We start from the raw sequence: 14,587 nt of genomic DNA, 5'->3' as shown, positions 1-14,587 counted from the left end.
TCTGCTCCCTTTATACCCAGCAAGGCAAGAGGCCTCAGCTAGCCGCGACAAGCTCCTGGCCTTCTAAGAAAGTCGGCGGAGCTCGAAAAACCGCCTAGGAGGGGCAAACTTTGGGCGTCGGCTGCTGAAAGCCCTCGCTCGTTGACGGATAGCCATAGGTGGTGTTTCATGGAATCCGTGGCTGGCGCCTTGCGCCACTTCCAGGCTCTGCAGCCTAGCGGCTGTCGCCCACCTCGGTAAAGGATAGGTCCTGGTGCCGGCTGTGGGTGACGCTTCTGTTTTTGGGTTGTGGGCAATCCCTAGTTCGCGGGGTATTGTCCTTTTGCCCACTCCCAAGATAAAACCATGGTTTGCACTGCCTCCCTTAACCCTATGCCTTCCCCCAAGGATGCTGTTCCTGTTGCCCCTGTCAAACAGCCTGCTGCCCAGGCTAGCTCTACTGCTGGCGACTCCTTTCTCCAAGGGTATGGAGCCTTTCCCGCCCATCTCATCCCCCAGGGATCCCTGCAACTCTACACCCATCCCGGTCGGGGCATGTTCACCCCCGTGATGGCGCAGGCGCTGCGCTTGGCGGGTCAGGGAACGCGGGTGTTGATTGTGCAGTTTCTCAAAGGTGGGATTAAGCAAGGCCCGGAGAACCGGATTTTGCTGGGCAGTTCGCTGGAGTGGGTTCGTTGCCGTCTACACCGCTGCATCGATACACCGCATCTGGAGCCGGAGGAGCGAGCAGCTCTGGACGAGTTGTGGCAATTTACCCAGGAGGCCGTCAGGAGTGGCCGCTATGGCTTGGTGGTGCTGGATGAGTTGAGCTTGGCCATCAAGTTGGGCTTGATTCCAGAAGAACAGGTGCTAGACCTGGTCGATCAGCGTCCGGTCTGGATGGACATGATCATCACCGGGCCCGAAATGCCGGCTTCTCTCCTGGAACGCGCCGATCTCATCACCCAACTGCGCCCACGGCAGGAGCCCTCCCGGGGCCTGGGGAGTTGCTTGGCTCCCTCGCGGGTCAGCAGTTGATAGTTTTGTGCTCCGCAGCTATACGCTCTTTCCCCCAATTCTCTGGTCCCTATGTCCTGTAGCCATGCTAAAAAGCGACCGCTGGATCCGGGAGCAAGCGCAGCGAGGGATGATCGAGCCGTTTTGCCCCGAATTGGTGCGGGCCGTGGAGTGGAATGGACAGATGCGGCCTGTTTTGAGCTACGGACTTTCCTCCTATGGCTACGACATTCGCCTTTCCCCTGTGGAATTTAAGATCTTCCGCCATGTGCCCGGTACCGTGGTGGATCCCAAGCGGTTTAACCCCAAGAACCTAGAACCTGTGGAGCTCCACCACGACGAAATGGGAGACTACTTCATCATCCCTGCCCATTCCTATGGGCTGGGGGTGTCCCTCGAGCGGCTCCACGTGCCCGACAATATTACTGTCATCTGCATCGGCAAGTCTTCCTACGCACGGGTGGGGTTGATTGCCAACCTAACTCCAGCTGAAGCAGGGTGGCGGGGCTACCTGACGCTGGAGTTTTCCAATGCCTCCAGCGCTGACTGCCGGGTGTATGCCAACGAAGGGGTAGTGCAGCTGCTGTTTTTGGAGGGGGATCCCTGTCAAATTACCTATGCCGACCGCCAAGGCAAGTACCAGGATCAGCCGCAGCAGGTGGTGGTGGCTAGGGTTTAGCAGACGGCAATGGGAAGTCCCGCGCTCTAGCGCTCGGAGGAACTGCTCAGCAGGTGTTGGGCAATGAAATCCGTGTGCACCTCACCCCGCAAAAAAGCCTCGTGACGCAGGATCTGCTGGTGAAAAGGGATCGTGGTGGGCACACCCGTGATGGCGCACTCCCCCAAGGCTCGCTGCATGCGGCGGATGGCTGCTGCCCGGTTAGGCCCCCAGACAATCAACTTGCCTAGCAGTGAGTCGTAGTAGGGGGGGATAGTGTAGTCGGTGTAGATGTGGGAGTCCATGCGCACCCCTGGCCCCCCAGGGGGCAAGTAGGCGGTGATGGTGCCCGTGCAGGGACGAAACTGTTGTTTGGGATCCTCGGCATTGATGCGGCACTCGATGGCATGGCCCCGCAGTTGCACATCCTTCTGGCGAAAGGTGAGGGGCTGGCCTTGGGCAATGCGAATTTGCTCGGCAATGAGATCCAGGCCAGTCACCATCTCAGTTACGGGGTGCTCCACCTGGATGCGGGTGTTCATCTCGATGAAGTAGAACTGGCCATTTTTGTCCAGCAGGAACTCTACCGTGCCTGCCCCCACGTAGTTTACTGCCCTGGCTACCTTCACCGCCGTGGCTCCCATGCGAGCGCGCAAGCTCGGCGTGAGAGCAGGGCTAGGGGCTTCTTCCAGCAGTTTTTGGTGCCGCCGCTGAATTGAACAATCCCGTTCATAGAGGTGCACCACATTGCCATAGCTGTCGGCCAAAATCTGAAACTCCACATGACGGGGCCGCTCAATGTATTTCTCCAAGTAGATCCCCCCATTGCCAAAGGCTGCCTGGGCTTCCCCCTGGGCGGTGCGCATCATCTTCAGCAATTCTTGGGCATCGCGGGCTACCCGCATACCCCGTCCCCCGCCTCCGGCAGTGGCTTTGATGATCACGGGGTAGCCGATTTTCTCAGCTAGCCGCAGCGCCTCTTCCTCAGAGGTGATCAACCCACGGCTGCCAGGTACTGTCGGCACGCCCACCGCCTGCATGGTTTCGCGCGCCATAGCCTTGTCGCCCATCTTGCGCATGGCCTCTGGGGAAGGGCCAATGAAAATTAAGTTGTGGTCGGCACACATCTCGGCAAACTTGGCATTCTCTGCCAAGAACCCGTAGCCCGGATGAATGGCATTGGCACCGCGGGTGAGGGCTGCCGAGATGATGTTGGGAATGTTGAGGTAACTTTTGGCCACCGGGGCCTCCCCCACACAGACCGCCTCGTCCGCCAGTTGGACATGGAGCGAGTTCTGATCCGCAGTGGAGTAGACGGCCACAGTGCGGATCCCCATTTCCTGACAGGTGCGGATAATGCGCAGGGCAATCTCGCCTCGGTTGGCAATCAGGATCTTGGTGATGGGCGGCATGAGGGACGTTTGAGGCTAGAAAAACCCCGACCGCTAAAGACCAGCGGCCTCTGCAGGTAGGCTACGCAGGTGCTGATCCTACTATGGCAAGCAGACGGAAGGGTAGAGCACCCTAGATGGGGATCCCCCCTCCGGCCAATCCAGCCGGCACCCTAGCTGGGGCTAAGGCGGCAGGGATCCGGCTTCAGCAGGATCCCAGGGGCGCAAAGGATCTCCAGGTAGAGGTTGATCTGGGTGCGAGCCATCAGAGTACAGGCTTGCGGGGGGCAAAACTCTGGTTTCTCTAGTTGTCGGAGCGAGGCCATGGCCCCAGCCACTCTCCGCCGCGAAAGCGCCAGCGGGGAAACAAAATCCGCATCACCACCCAAGCGCTGAGGTAAAGGCAAACCCAGACCACGCTGTAGTGGAGAATAAAGTCGCCCAGGTCAAACCGTTGGCTTGGGATATGGGGAAGGCCCACCAGACTCAGGACTGTGCCCAAGAAAAGCCCTTCCCAAATGCCGGCCAAAAGCTGTAGGATCCCAGGCCAATCGTGATCCCACCTCCACCCCATCAGGTAGTTATAGACAACATCCCAAAGACAGCCAAACAAACCTACGTAGAACAGCACCCAAAAATAGGTAAGGCTGCCTCTATGTCCAGTCAGTCCAAAGTAAAAAGGCAAAGTCGCTAAAACACCTACAGTAGCCAGTAAAAAAATGCGGGTTTGCCAACGGCCAATGAGAGTGGGTGTCATGGTTTCCTCCAGTTTCGTTGGCCCCAATCGTTAGTTCGTTTGGCTTCAGTTCAAAGGCTAAGGGCTGAGGTTCAAGGCCCACTTGCACCACTGCCACAGGGATCGGATCCCTTCTAGACCTTTAACCCCTGGTGCCCCCAGCCGAGCCAAGTGCTCCACCGATCGATGGGCACAGTACTGCAGGCCCAAAAACGTATCCACCGGCGCATAGGGTCCACCTAAGGTGATGATCCCGGCAGCGTACATCCGTCCATCCCCGTTGCGCATCTCCACCAGCTCAAAATCGTTGGAAACATGTAGGCGTCCGTGGGGATTGAGGGGCAGATTATTGAGGAGGGGATTGGTCATGGGATCCGAAACCAAGCCCGTGCAGTCGATAACAAAATCGGCTTCCACCTTCAATTGGGTGTTGTTGTGGGTACCTCGAATGTAGGTTACCGGCTTGCCCTTGTCGCCGAGAGCCACCGATTCCACCTTGCCAAAGAGTACCAGCCCTCCTGCAGCCCTTGCCGCACAATCCGCCGCCACCTGCGCCGACTTGCCGTTGTAGTGCCGCCCCAGGCTTCCAGTAGTTCGCGCCGTTCCAGGGGGGTTGCTGCTTCCAATTTGGCGCGCAGAACCCCACCCCAAGTGCCCTTGGGCCAGTTGAAGGGCTGAAACTCCCAATGGTTCTCCACTACTCGTTTGGCCCGTCCGAAGCGATTGCCACTCTTGGGCGCACGGCTCAGATGCACCACCGAGATGCGAGGGTTGACTTTGCGGGCTTCGTAGAGGCGCTCCAGCACCTGAGAAGCGACGATCCCGAACCCCCGCATCAAAACGGTGCCGCCTTGTTTTTCCAATTGCTCATAAACATGATCATGGGGCTCGTAGCCGTGTACCACCGACTTTAGATCGCCAGTTTTTTCCCGAAACTCTTGCAGATCGTTGAGCAGTCTGATGGCCGGGTACCTAGTTGCCAAATGCACGTACTTGGCCACCATAAACTCTGTCAGCCTCTGGAGGAGGGATCACCAGCGAAGCACTTAAGACCAAATGTCCGCAGTAGGGGCAGTTCTGGCCTTGATATTCTGGCGGCAGATAGTGAGGGTTTTCCAGGCGGCTGCACTTAACCTTGAGGGTGCCCAAAGTCCCGCGGTTCAGAGAAACCCCTTGATCTTTTCCGGCAACCTCTATGGATTTTATGCTCAGCACAATACGCCCCAATTGAATTTGGCTATTGGCCTCGAGCGCAGGCTCTTCCTGAATGATTTTTCGGCCATTCACCCAAATGGGGTTGGGTTGCTTAGGCGGCAAGCGATCCCGGGTCAAGTTGCGAATGTAAAACTTGAGAGTTTTGGGATCGAGATAAAGCCCGGCATGGACTCCTGAGACCGAGCGAGTTGGGTCGTTGAGCACCACATCGCAGCCGGGATCCCGCCCGATGGTAACCAGTTTGCCGAGGACGGGCGACACCGTTTGAGATCGGCGCCGGTCGGCCTCGATCCATTAGCCTATCAAAAAGTCAGCTTAGAAAGGAAAAGATGTCTTTTTCGTCAAAATTGTTATCCCTTTGGTTAACTGTAACCTATCTTCTTGAACAGAGGCTCGTGCTGATTGAGATCACCTGAGTTAGGTTTTCCGAATCACATCTCTTCGCCTTTCCGCTTGAAACACTACCCAAGCGCTCCCCGCCATGGAGCCTAGAGCTGTAAATTTCCAGCGATCCCCGGAGGATGCATGCTTTGTGTTCTTCACACCTCTGGCCAAACAGTTTTCAAAGCACTCCACCAAACGTCAACTAGCCCACAGCTAAAACGGAGGGCTTTTGGCAACCTAGCCACGAACTTCTAGTCTGGCCTGTAGCAGCCCCAGCTAGGGAAATCCCCTTGGCCGCGTCGGAGTCCACATCCCCTCCCACTCCCAAGCCGGATTGACACCTGGTTTTGGATAAAGACAGGGCTGACGCTTTCCCGCTTGGCCTATGGGTTGGTGTGGGTGCCAGTAGCAGCGGGGGCTTGCAGGGTGGCCTCTTTCGCGCAGCAAGCCGTAGGCCCCTCTTGGTCGCCTGCTCTGGAGTTGAAGCCAGCTTGCAGACCTGGGCAGCGCCTGCTAGCCAGTAACAGCCTCTCTATTCCACGTTGGCAGGCAGCGCCTCCCTCACCGTTCGCGCCAGCAGGCCAACAGCCTTTTCATCCAAGAGCTGCTGCGTTGCAAGGAGTCAATGACCCCGCCACCGCCTTCCCCTCCTGCCTGATGAGTCGGCTCTTACAGGCCCACGATCTGGGTATTTTCAAAGGTGGAGAGAATCCTGTCCAAATCCTGAGCCTGCCGCAAATAGGTGGCGGTGGCGTCGCTACCAAACTGGATTTCATCTCCATCTTCGAGATCCCAAAACTCTACCCGCTCCCCCCGAATGTAGAGGCCGTTGGTGCTGGGCGTGCCGTGGATATCTCCATCGATAATTTGATAGGTAAACCCATCGAGAGAGGTGGGAGATTCGGTTTTCACCAAGATGGCGTGGTGGCGGGAGACGTACTGGGAGTCAATGCGAATGCTGTTGCTCGGATCCCGCCCCAGAGAATAGAGCTCAGCCGTTAGCCAGTAAGCTTTGGGCCCATGGCGATCCTTGACAACTAGCAGATGGTTGAGGGTAGGTCGACGAGGGGGCATGGTCATAGAGGGCACCCACTGGCACACCACGCAGATAGGGTAGCTAAAACATAGCACGGGATCCCCTGGCCAGTTGAGATGGGTGTCGCGTCAGTTTCCAACTGGCTCGACGAATACAGAAGTATTCTGGGGAAAGCAAGTAGATTTTTGTAACGGATCCCTTCATAATAGGGGTTGAACGATGCAGATCCATCCTTGACCATGAGTGGCGCCCACTCCCATCTTGCCAACCAGTCCGAAGCCCCCAGGGTACCCAAGCTAATCGAGCTGCCGGAAGATGAGGTCGAGGCTCAGCTTGGCGATCCCCGAGGCCTCCAGCGCTATGAATGCCGCTCTTGTGGCTATGTTTACGAGCCAACCCAAGGGGATCAGCTCAATCACATCCCGGCAGGTGTACCCTTTGAGGAGCTGCCTCCTGACTGGAGATGTCCAGTGTGCCGAGCTGATAAGCGCCTGTTCCAAGCGGTGGGTACCAAGGGCAAGCCTTCCGGCTTTCAGGAAAACCTGCGCTATGGCTTTGGGGTCAACGTGATGACCCCTGCGCAAAAAAACCTACTCATCTTCCTGGGCTTGGCACTGGGGTTTTTGTTTTTAATGAGTTTTTACTTCGTCGAGTGATAGTTACAATGGTGAAGCTCCTGAGACTGGCGCTGTTGGCTGCCTTCTCGCTCCTGCTGATGGCAGCGCGAATGCCAGAGATGAAGGTGGTGCCCTGGGAACAGGTGGAGGTGCCCACCCAGAACATCCTGCTGGATATTGCCTTCACTGGCACTAACCCCTCCCGTGGCTGGCTGGTAGGTGACAAGGCAACGCTGCTGGAATCTCAAGACGGTGGCCTTCACTGGCAGGTGCGCAAGCTGTCGGCCCTCGAGCCCGAGGCTTACTTGAGATCAATTAGCTTTGCTGGGGCAGAGGGGTGGATAGTGGGGCAGCCAAAGATCCTGCTTCACACCTTGAATGAGGGATCCGACTGGACGTTGATTCGTCTGAGCAACCAACTGCCAGGAGAGCCACTCCTCATCCATGCCCTGGGCGCTGGCGCTGCCGAAATGGTAACCAATGTGGGAGCTATCTACCGCACAGAGGACGGGGGGCAGACCTGGCATGCGCAGGTGGAGGAGCCAATTGGGGCAATTAAAAACATCGCCCGCGGTCCTGGAGGGGAGTACCTAGCCGTTTCTTCACGCGGCAGCTTCTACTTCTTGTACACGCCCGCAACCCACGCTTGGAAGCCCTATCTGCGGGAGAGCTCTCGCCGTATCCAGAACATGGGCTTTGGCCCTAACGGCAGCGCCTGGAAACTGAATCAGGGGGCAGAGATTGCCTTTACAGATGACTTTACCTCTGGCGAATGGTCTAAGCCGCTGCGACCTGGACGGGCCCTTAGCTTTGGCTATCTCGATGCAGCCTACCAAAACGACCATGACCTGTGGGTGGTAGGAGGGGGTGCTACACTCCTCCACAGCCCCGATGGCGGCAAAACCTGGGAGGAGGCCAAGAAGCTAAGCAACATTCCCGCCAATTTCTACTCCATTAAGTTCTTTGGCCCTGACCGAGGATTTATCTTGGGGCAGCGGGGCACGCTCCTGCGCTACGTCGGCTACACCACAGCAGAGTAGCTTGGTAACCCTCCGTCCCGCTAGCGCGAAAGGACTCCGTCCCGCTAGCGCGATGAGGGGGGGGCGGAAAAACCTTCGACCGCCACTATTAGCACCTACCCCGCTGAAGAACCTGGACAGTGCCGAAAGCCAGTCAGTAAGCGGAACTAGGAACCGTCTAGGGGCGTCTTGACAGCGCCTTTGCGAGTCCAACTGTGGACTGCGTAGGCATCCCCCGACTAAAGTTGGGGAGTGTCAACTCCCCATCTTCGTCCGGTGAATAGAGACAAGAGGGATCCCACTTCACCACCGCGGCTACTAGTGGCAGCTAGCGGGACAGGGGGGCATATTTTTCCTGCTCTGGCTGTTGCTGAGCAGTTACCCACTTGGCAAATCGAATGGCTGGGGGTACCCCAGCGGCTGGAGGGGAAGCTGGTGCCCGCTTGCTATCCGCTGCATCGGGTCACCCTGTCTGGCTGGCAGGGATCCCCTCTCCAGAAGCTGGGATCCCTGGTTCAGTTGGCACGGGCAACGCTGCAGGTGCGGCGGATCCTTAAGGAAGGACACTTTGATGCTGTCCTGACCACCGGCGGCTACATTGCCGCCCCAGCCATCTTAGCAGCCCGCTCGCTGGGGGTGCCGGTGCTGCTGCACGAGTCTAACCGTATCCCGGGCAAGGTAACCCGCTGGCTGGGAAGGTTTTGCCAGGTAGTGGCCTTGGGCCTGGCGGAAACGGCGGAGCACTTGCCGGGGGTAGTCACCCAGGTGGTGGGCACACCGGTACGGTCAGAGTTCTATCAGCCTCAGCCCTTGCCCGCGGATCTGCCGATTCCGGAGGGGGATCCTCTGATTCTGGTGATGGGGGGAAGCCAGGGAGCGCGGGGCCTCAACCGCCTGGTGGCCGCCTGCATCCCGACCTGGTTGGAGGCCGGGGCCTGGATTGTGCATTTGACTGGCGAGGGGGAGGTCGGGATCCCTTCCCATCCCCGCTACTACCCCTTTCCCTTCCGCACCGATGTGGCCGCTTTGTTGCAGCGGGCCACCTTTGCCATTAGCCGGGCCGGCGCCCTCAGCCTGGCAGAGTTGTGGGCCACTGCCACCCCTGCCATTTTGATCCCCTATCCTTTTGCCGCCGAAGACCACCAGTATTACAACGCTCTGGCCTTTGTGGAACGCGGTGGGGGAGTGGTCCTGCGAGAATCGGAAGCCAATCTGGAGGTGCTGCGGCAAACGGCGCTAACCTGGCTGGCCCAGCCCCAGCTGGTTGCCCAAATGGCCGCCAACTTAAGGGCAACAGCTTTTCCTACTGCCAGCAAGGCAATTGCCCGCCTGCTCCAGGAGATCTGTTAACTTCCCCAAAGGGCCAGCGGTGGTACAGCGGAGATTCGCCCGCCGCCTACCTAAGCCTGCCCCAGTCGTGGAAACCTCGTCCTGCTGAGGCTTCCGGTGGCAAGCCTCCGGGAGACGCTGCTGCAGGGAACGTGTAGAGGCGTCTTGACAGTGCTTGATGAGTTTGCTTATGGACTGCGGAAGAAGCCCTCGACTTTAGTTGGGGGAGTGTCGGGAATGCCCCTCCACCTTTCGGTGGCAGCGCTGATCCCTAGTCTGTCGGCGCCGCGGCAGAGGCAGGGATCCCGTTGTTGCCCCCCTCTGGAGCAGGAACTTCCGGCTCGAGAACTTGGCGCACGGATTCAATCTCTTGGGAAAGCAACACCCGCTCCCGGTCCAGGAGACCAACCACCTGCTCCGGATCCTCCCGCGAGACCACCGGCAACTGGCGCAAGTCGTACTTGTACATTGGCTCGGCAGCCACCGCCACAGTCTCATCGGGGAAGGTGGTGAGCACAGGAGCTTGGCTAACCTCCTCCACCGTCAGCTCCGCCAGTTCCCTGGCCTCCCTCTGAGCCAGAGCTCGCTCCAGGTCTTCTAGAGTGAGAATGCCCCGCAGCCGCTCCTGGGCGTCCACCACCAAAGCGCTGTGGCACTTTTGTTGCAGCAAACGCTCCAGCGCCTCCCGTAGCGGCATATCCTGCGGCAGGAGCAGAGAAGGGGGCAGCATCACCTCTTGCACCGTCACGCCCTTGGGCTCCTGCCTGCGTCGGGCGGAAGGGTAGATAACCGGTGGGTGCGATTGCTCCGTTAGCCAAATGCTCAAACCCACCGCCGCCATCACCGGTAGGGCAATGTGGTAGTCCCGCGTCATCTCAAACAGCAGGAGAATTGCCGTCAGGGGAGCCCGCACGCTAGCCGCCAATACTGCCCCCATGCCCACCATGGCATAGGCGGCAGGGGGAGAGAGGGCAAAAGCAGGCAAAACCCGTCCCAATACCTGGCCATAGCCTGCCCCCAACACTGCCCCCAGAAACAGAGCCGGGGCAAAGGTGCCGCCGACGAAGCCGCTGCCCAAGCTCACCGCGCTGAGGAATACCTTGCCCAGCAACAGCAAGCCCAACTGGCTGAGGGAAAAGGGCACCCCTTGCAGAATCGACTCAATAGTCTCGTAGCCCACTCCCAACGCCAACGGGATCCCCAGGCTTGCACAGCCTAGGATCGCGCCTCCCAAAGTGGGCTTGCTCCAGGCCGGCCAAGCTGCCAGGGATCCGCTGCTGAACAGGTGCTTGCCCCATTCCAGCGCGTAGCCGAAGGCGATGGAGACTAAGCTGGCTAGAAGGCCCAAACCCAAGTAGAGAGGCACCTCCAGGAGACTGTGGATCTCGTAGTCCGGCAGGACAAAAGCTGGCTGCGTAATGGTGGGCAAGAGAAAAGCCGGCTGCGCCCCCAACCCCACCTGGGCAATTAAGGCCGACACCACCGCCGCCAACACCACCACACTGACAGCAGAGGTAGTGAACGTGCGGGCCAAAGCCAGCTCCAGTGCCAAAAACACCCCGGCAATTGGCGCATTAAACCCCGCCGCCAGACCCGCCGCCGCCCCTGCTGCCATCAACAGTTGCACCCGCTCCCGCGAGAGGCGCAGGTTTTGCCCCAGCAAGCCTCCCAGCAGGGCGCCGCTTTCTACACTGGGGGCCTCTGGCCCCAGGGAGGCTCCCGCCCCCAAGGAGATGGCAGCGTACACCAGCTTGAGAGGGATCCAGCTGGGCTGAGGAAGGAACGGTCGGCTGGGGCTGACCAAGCTGGGGAGGCTGGAGTTGGGAAGGGGCAGAGCTACCCTCAGCACACCAATCAATAAACCTCCCAGTATCGGTGCTAAAGCTGGCACCCAGGATCCCAGCTGCTCTAGGCCATGGTGTTGGGCCGTCTTGGCAAGGTGGTCAACTAGAAGATCTTGGAACAGATAGCGACACCAGCCAATTAAGTAACGAAACCCCACCACCCCTAGGCCCGTGCCCAGGCCCACTGCTGCTGCCAATAGCAGCACCAGATTCTCAGAGGAGAGGCGTAGGCGGGGATCCGCAACGCTCACACTCTTCATAGAAAGCTTAAGAGGAAGGCAACGTCAGGATCTCCACGCCGGTTTCCGTGACAGCAACAGTATGCTCAAACTGGGCGGAGAGCTTGCCATCTGCCGTTACAGCTGTCCACCCGTCTGCTAGCACCTTCACCTCCCAAGTGCCTTCGTTGATCATTGGCTCGATGGTAAACACCATGCCGGGACGAAGCTTTTCCCCCTTCCCTCGCTCGCCGTAGTGGGGAATCTGGGGAGCAGTGTGGAACTGCCGTCCTATCCCATGACCGACAAAGTCCCGCACCACACTGTAGCCCTGGGACTCAGCGTACTCTTGAATGGCAGCCCCAATATCCCCCACGCGGCCCCCTGGCCTTACGGCAGCAATGCCCCGCCGCAGGCATTCCTCGGCCACCTCCACTAGGCGCCGTGCTCGCTCGGAGGGCTTGCCAACAAAGAAGGTCTTGGAGGCATCGCCGTGGTAGCCATCCAAAACTGGAGTGACGTCGATATTAATAATGTCCCCTTCGCGCAGGATCTGCTTAGGGCTGGGAATGCCGTGACAAACGACGTGGTTGACACTGGTGCAGATGGATTTGGGGAAGCCGTGGTAGCCCAATGGGGCACTCCTGGCCCCGTGGGCCCGCGTCCAGCGCTCTGCTTCGTCGTTAAGCTCTTGCGTGGTAACTCCTGGCTGCACCATCGGCTCTAGGTGCTTAAGCAAATCCGCTGCCAAGCGACAGGCCCGCCGCATTTTCTCCAGCTCCCGTGGCGAAAGCAACACAATTGGCTGCGAAGCTTGGGCAAGCTGGCTCATGCCCGTCTGGAGGGCGGATCCCAACTGTTTCCCCCAGCGCCGAGAGTGGCGGCCCAGGTTGGTTAGTAGCGATCGCATCTCTTCCATCGTCAAACCCTTCCCTTCTCTGACAATCCCTAGGCTTGGGTAGGCAGGGATCCCCTAGCGGCCTTCTGCCCCCTCACAGACTCTGCCCCAAGCGGCTCATTCTCCGCCGCTGGCGAATCCGGCGCACTAGCCATAGGCCGAGAAAATAGCTGGCCAAGGCCCCCCAAAACCCAACAAATGCACAGCCAACAAAAAGCGTGCCCGCCACCTCCAAGCCCAACTGCATCCAGTTTTGGGCGGCCACGAGTTCCGCCGCGGCCAAGGCCGTCCTGGATCCCAGCAGCCATTCCCCGACCCGGTAGTTAAAAGCATAGACGGGCACGTAGGTGAGGGGGTTGCTCACCCAGGTTCCTGCCGCCGCCACCAGCTTGTTGCCCCGCAGGGGCACTGCTAGCAGCAGGGCAGCTAAGGTTTGAAAACCAAAGATGGGAAAACAACCGGCAAAAACTCCTGCCGCTAGACCCCGGGCAATTTCCTCAGGGGAAGATTGCAGGCGCACCAGGCGCAAATACCAATACCGCAGCCAACGCCCCCAGCCGGAATCTCGGCGGGCAGGAGGAGACTCCCGATAGGGCCCAGCGGATCTTGGCAAAGTTGTCCACTGAGAAGGCAGCCTCAGCCAAGAAAGAGGACTCATGGGCAACACCTGAGAAAAGGCGTTAAGCCTTGTAAATCCAGTGTATCTTTCCCCCTTCCAAAGACAAAGGGCTCTTGGCCAGTTGAGGCGAAGGAGCTTCTTCGAGGGTCTGCTAGCTGAGCTTGTCCACCAAAGCCAGCAGGAAGTTGAGGCTCAAGTAGGAAACCAGCAGCAGCAAAAAGAAGAACAGGGCAATGTTCAACCCAGCCCGCAGGGATTCACCTTGGATTTTTTTAGGCGGAGGAAGCATGTCAGCTTAGGGTGTAGGGGTTGGGTTAGCTGGCTGAGGGGAAGCAGAGGATCCTTTTTCCTGGATGAGTTCTTGCAGGCGCAGCCGCACTCGCTGATTTAAGGTGGGATCCTCGTTGGCCAAAGTCATCAGCTCACGGTATTTAGCCACCGTTAGCCCTTGCTTCTCGACAATGCGGCTGGCCTCGGCTTCAGTACGCTGCATAATCTTCTCATACTCAGCCTCGTCTTGGGTTTCTCGCAACTGGGCGCTAGCTTTGCGAATTAGAGGATCCAGTTCCAACAAAATGCGCACCAGCTGCTCCACCTGGGCATCAGTGACCTGATCTGCAGTTAGAGAAGGAGAAGCCTGCGGGTTGGGGGTTGTCCCTCTAGCCGGGGTAGCCGCGGCAGTAGGACTGGGGAGCGGGGTGGAGCCTTTGGAGCCCTGGGCCCAAACCGGCAAGGCAACCAGGCCGAGTCCCAGACCCACTAGAAACGCCAATTTCCTCATGGCCAAAATTCCCTGTCGTCGACACTGGCACAGTCCTACCTGGAGACAGGGTAGCAAGAGGCCTGGCCTCTGTCCAAGGGTTTAGCCCAATCCAGGAGAGCAGGCCTAGTATCTTGTAGAAATAGAGAATTGGTTGTAGAATTTCGGCAGAGTTGGCCAAGGATTATTCCTTTTGGCAGGGCTAAGTTTGCCATATTGGTAGCCAACTGCTTACCTTCTGAAGTGGAGAGTGTCTATAGCAGAGCTTGGATACCTGCTCTGCTAGTGGCATTTCTTTATCAATTGAGGATAAGTGCTAGCTTTTTGTTTCTGTTAACGATGATAACGAGAGCCGCAGGATCTATTGATTTTCTTAAGCAAACCTGATATATTCTTTGCGACTGTTTCGTAATCTTTCCTAGGAGGTTTACATTGGTCAGGAAAAGAAAGCGCAAGAGCCGTCGCCGCTTGGAAGGGCGCAAGATTTTAGATCTTATTCCTCAATATAAGCTAGAGAGCGGTGAAGAGAAGTCCGTTACTGCTGCTAGAAGATACATTCAGGAAAACTCTATTCAGCCGCCGGCACTCATACTGGTTCGACGCAATGAGCATACTGTCGACCGCTTCTTCTGGGCAGAGAAAGGGCTATTTGGTGCTCAATACGTTGAAGAAAACCACTTTCTTTTTCCGAGCTTACGGTCTCTCCTAGCCAAGGTTGCAGCCGAGAAACCAGAGAAGAAGCCTTCCAAAGCTCTGGCCACTGCCCCTCAGTAGCTTCTGCTCTCCCTTTTTCAGCTTCGGAAGCTGAGCTCCCCCTGTTGGGGGATTTGTTCTGTAGGGGAGAAAGCACAAGCTCCTTCCCGCTCC

17 protein-coding genes are annotated in these 14,587 nt (G+C 58.1%); 6 read left to right on the top strand and 11 right to left on the bottom strand.

What is annotated here, in order from left to right; translation table 11 throughout:
• Positions 1-345 precede the first annotated feature (345 nt).
• Both NW822_RS08290 and dcd read left to right on the top strand, forming a co-directional pair.
• Positions 346-1,017 (top strand): cob(I)yrinic acid a,c-diamide adenosyltransferase, encoded by a 672-nt coding sequence (locus NW822_RS08290; RefSeq protein WP_414404127.1) that lies wholly within the window; start codon positions 346-348, stop codon positions 1,015-1,017.
• Between the two features lie 64 nt (positions 1,018-1,081).
• On the top strand, positions 1,082-1,675 hold the full coding sequence (gene dcd, locus NW822_RS08285; protein ID WP_414362173.1) for a dCTP deaminase: 594 nt from the start codon (positions 1,082-1,084) through the stop codon (positions 1,673-1,675).
• Between the two features lie 26 nt (positions 1,676-1,701).
• On the opposite strand, the gene accC is transcribed toward dcd, so the two are convergent.
• From accC to NW822_RS08255, 6 genes are all read right to left on the bottom strand, one after another.
• Positions 1,702-3,066 (bottom strand): acetyl-CoA carboxylase biotin carboxylase subunit, encoded by a 1,365-nt coding sequence (gene accC / locus NW822_RS08280; RefSeq protein WP_414404126.1) that lies wholly within the window; start codon positions 3,064-3,066, stop codon positions 1,702-1,704.
• Positions 3,067-3,349: 283 nt separating this feature from the next.
• Positions 3,350-3,802 (bottom strand): hypothetical protein, encoded by a 453-nt coding sequence (locus NW822_RS08275; RefSeq protein WP_414404125.1) that lies wholly within the window; start codon positions 3,800-3,802, stop codon positions 3,350-3,352.
• Between the two features lie 57 nt (positions 3,803-3,859).
• The gene (locus NW822_RS08270; protein ID WP_414404124.1) at positions 3,860-4,267 is read right to left on the bottom strand and encodes a hypothetical protein; all 408 of its coding nucleotides are present in this window, start codon (positions 4,265-4,267) and stop codon (positions 3,860-3,862) included.
• A complete protein-coding gene (locus NW822_RS08265; RefSeq protein ID WP_414404123.1) occupies positions 4,237-4,764 on the bottom strand; it encodes a hypothetical protein in 528 nt (175 codons plus the stop codon). Before NW822_RS08265 ends, NW822_RS08270 begins: the two co-directional genes overlap by 31 nt.
• Positions 4,754-5,257: an FHA domain-containing protein gene (locus tag NW822_RS08260; RefSeq protein ID WP_414404122.1), complete on the bottom strand. Its 504-nt coding sequence runs from the start codon at positions 5,255-5,257 to the stop codon at positions 4,754-4,756. The genes NW822_RS08265 and NW822_RS08260 overlap by 11 nt, the downstream gene beginning before the upstream one ends.
• A gap of 792 nt (positions 5,258-6,049) precedes the next feature.
• Complete coding sequence (locus tag NW822_RS08255; RefSeq protein WP_414404121.1) at positions 6,050-6,460, bottom strand: FHA domain-containing protein; 411 nt, start codon at positions 6,458-6,460, stop codon at positions 6,050-6,052.
• Positions 6,461-6,655: 195 nt separating this feature from the next.
• Here NW822_RS08255 and NW822_RS08250 point away from each other — a divergent pair, with 195 nt between their 5' ends.
• The 3 genes from NW822_RS08250 to murG all read left to right on the top strand — a co-directional run bounded on the left by NW822_RS08250 (position 6,656) and on the right by murG (position 9,402).
• Positions 6,656-7,072, top strand: a complete 417-nt coding sequence (locus tag NW822_RS08250; RefSeq protein ID WP_414362163.1) for a rubredoxin — start codon at positions 6,656-6,658, stop codon at positions 7,070-7,072.
• Positions 7,073-7,080: 8 nt separating this feature from the next.
• Positions 7,081-8,073 (top strand): photosynthesis system II assembly factor Ycf48, encoded by a 993-nt coding sequence (locus NW822_RS08245; RefSeq protein ID WP_414404120.1) that lies wholly within the window; start codon positions 7,081-7,083, stop codon positions 8,071-8,073.
• 255 nt (positions 8,074-8,328) lie between these two features.
• Complete coding sequence (murG, locus tag NW822_RS08240; RefSeq protein WP_414404119.1) at positions 8,329-9,402, top strand: undecaprenyldiphospho-muramoylpentapeptide beta-N-acetylglucosaminyltransferase; 1,074 nt, start codon at positions 8,329-8,331, stop codon at positions 9,400-9,402.
• Positions 9,403-9,652: 250 nt separating this feature from the next.
• Here the strand turns inward: murG and NW822_RS08235 are convergent, their stop codons facing one another.
• The 5 genes from NW822_RS08235 to NW822_RS08215 all read right to left on the bottom strand — a co-directional run bounded on the left by NW822_RS08235 (position 9,653) and on the right by NW822_RS08215 (position 13,741).
• Positions 9,653-11,485 carry a chloride channel protein gene (locus NW822_RS08235; RefSeq protein WP_414404118.1) on the bottom strand — a complete coding sequence of 611 codons (1,833 nt, stop codon included), beginning with the start codon at positions 11,483-11,485 and terminating at the stop codon, positions 9,653-9,655.
• A 7-nt stretch (positions 11,486-11,492) separates the two neighbouring features.
• The gene (gene map, locus NW822_RS08230) at positions 11,493-12,275 is read right to left on the bottom strand and encodes a type I methionyl aminopeptidase (RefSeq protein WP_414362292.1); all 783 of its coding nucleotides are present in this window, start codon (positions 12,273-12,275) and stop codon (positions 11,493-11,495) included.
• A gap of 160 nt (positions 12,276-12,435) precedes the next feature.
• On the bottom strand, positions 12,436-12,999 hold the full coding sequence (locus NW822_RS08225) for a DUF2062 domain-containing protein (RefSeq protein ID WP_414404117.1): 564 nt from the start codon (positions 12,997-12,999) through the stop codon (positions 12,436-12,438).
• A gap of 112 nt (positions 13,000-13,111) precedes the next feature.
• Positions 13,112-13,249 (bottom strand): hypothetical protein, encoded by a 138-nt coding sequence (locus tag NW822_RS08220; RefSeq protein ID WP_414362157.1) that lies wholly within the window; start codon positions 13,247-13,249, stop codon positions 13,112-13,114.
• Between the two features lie 6 nt (positions 13,250-13,255).
• Complete coding sequence (locus tag NW822_RS08215; protein ID WP_414404116.1) at positions 13,256-13,741, bottom strand: DUF4168 domain-containing protein; 486 nt, start codon at positions 13,739-13,741, stop codon at positions 13,256-13,258.
• 411 nt (positions 13,742-14,152) lie between these two features.
• On the opposite strand from NW822_RS08215, the gene NW822_RS08210 reads away from it, so the two are divergent.
• Complete coding sequence (locus tag NW822_RS08210; RefSeq protein ID WP_414404115.1) at positions 14,153-14,494, top strand: DUF3155 domain-containing protein; 342 nt, start codon at positions 14,153-14,155, stop codon at positions 14,492-14,494.
• Positions 14,495-14,587 lie beyond the last annotated feature (93 nt).

The organism is Synechococcus sp. H70.2 (genome assembly GCF_047462275.1).
Classification (GTDB): Bacteria; Cyanobacteriota; Cyanobacteriia; order Thermostichales; family Thermostichaceae; genus Thermostichus.
Note: the sequence above shows the minus strand (reverse complement) of the source record. Positions and strands in the feature narration are given on the sequence as shown.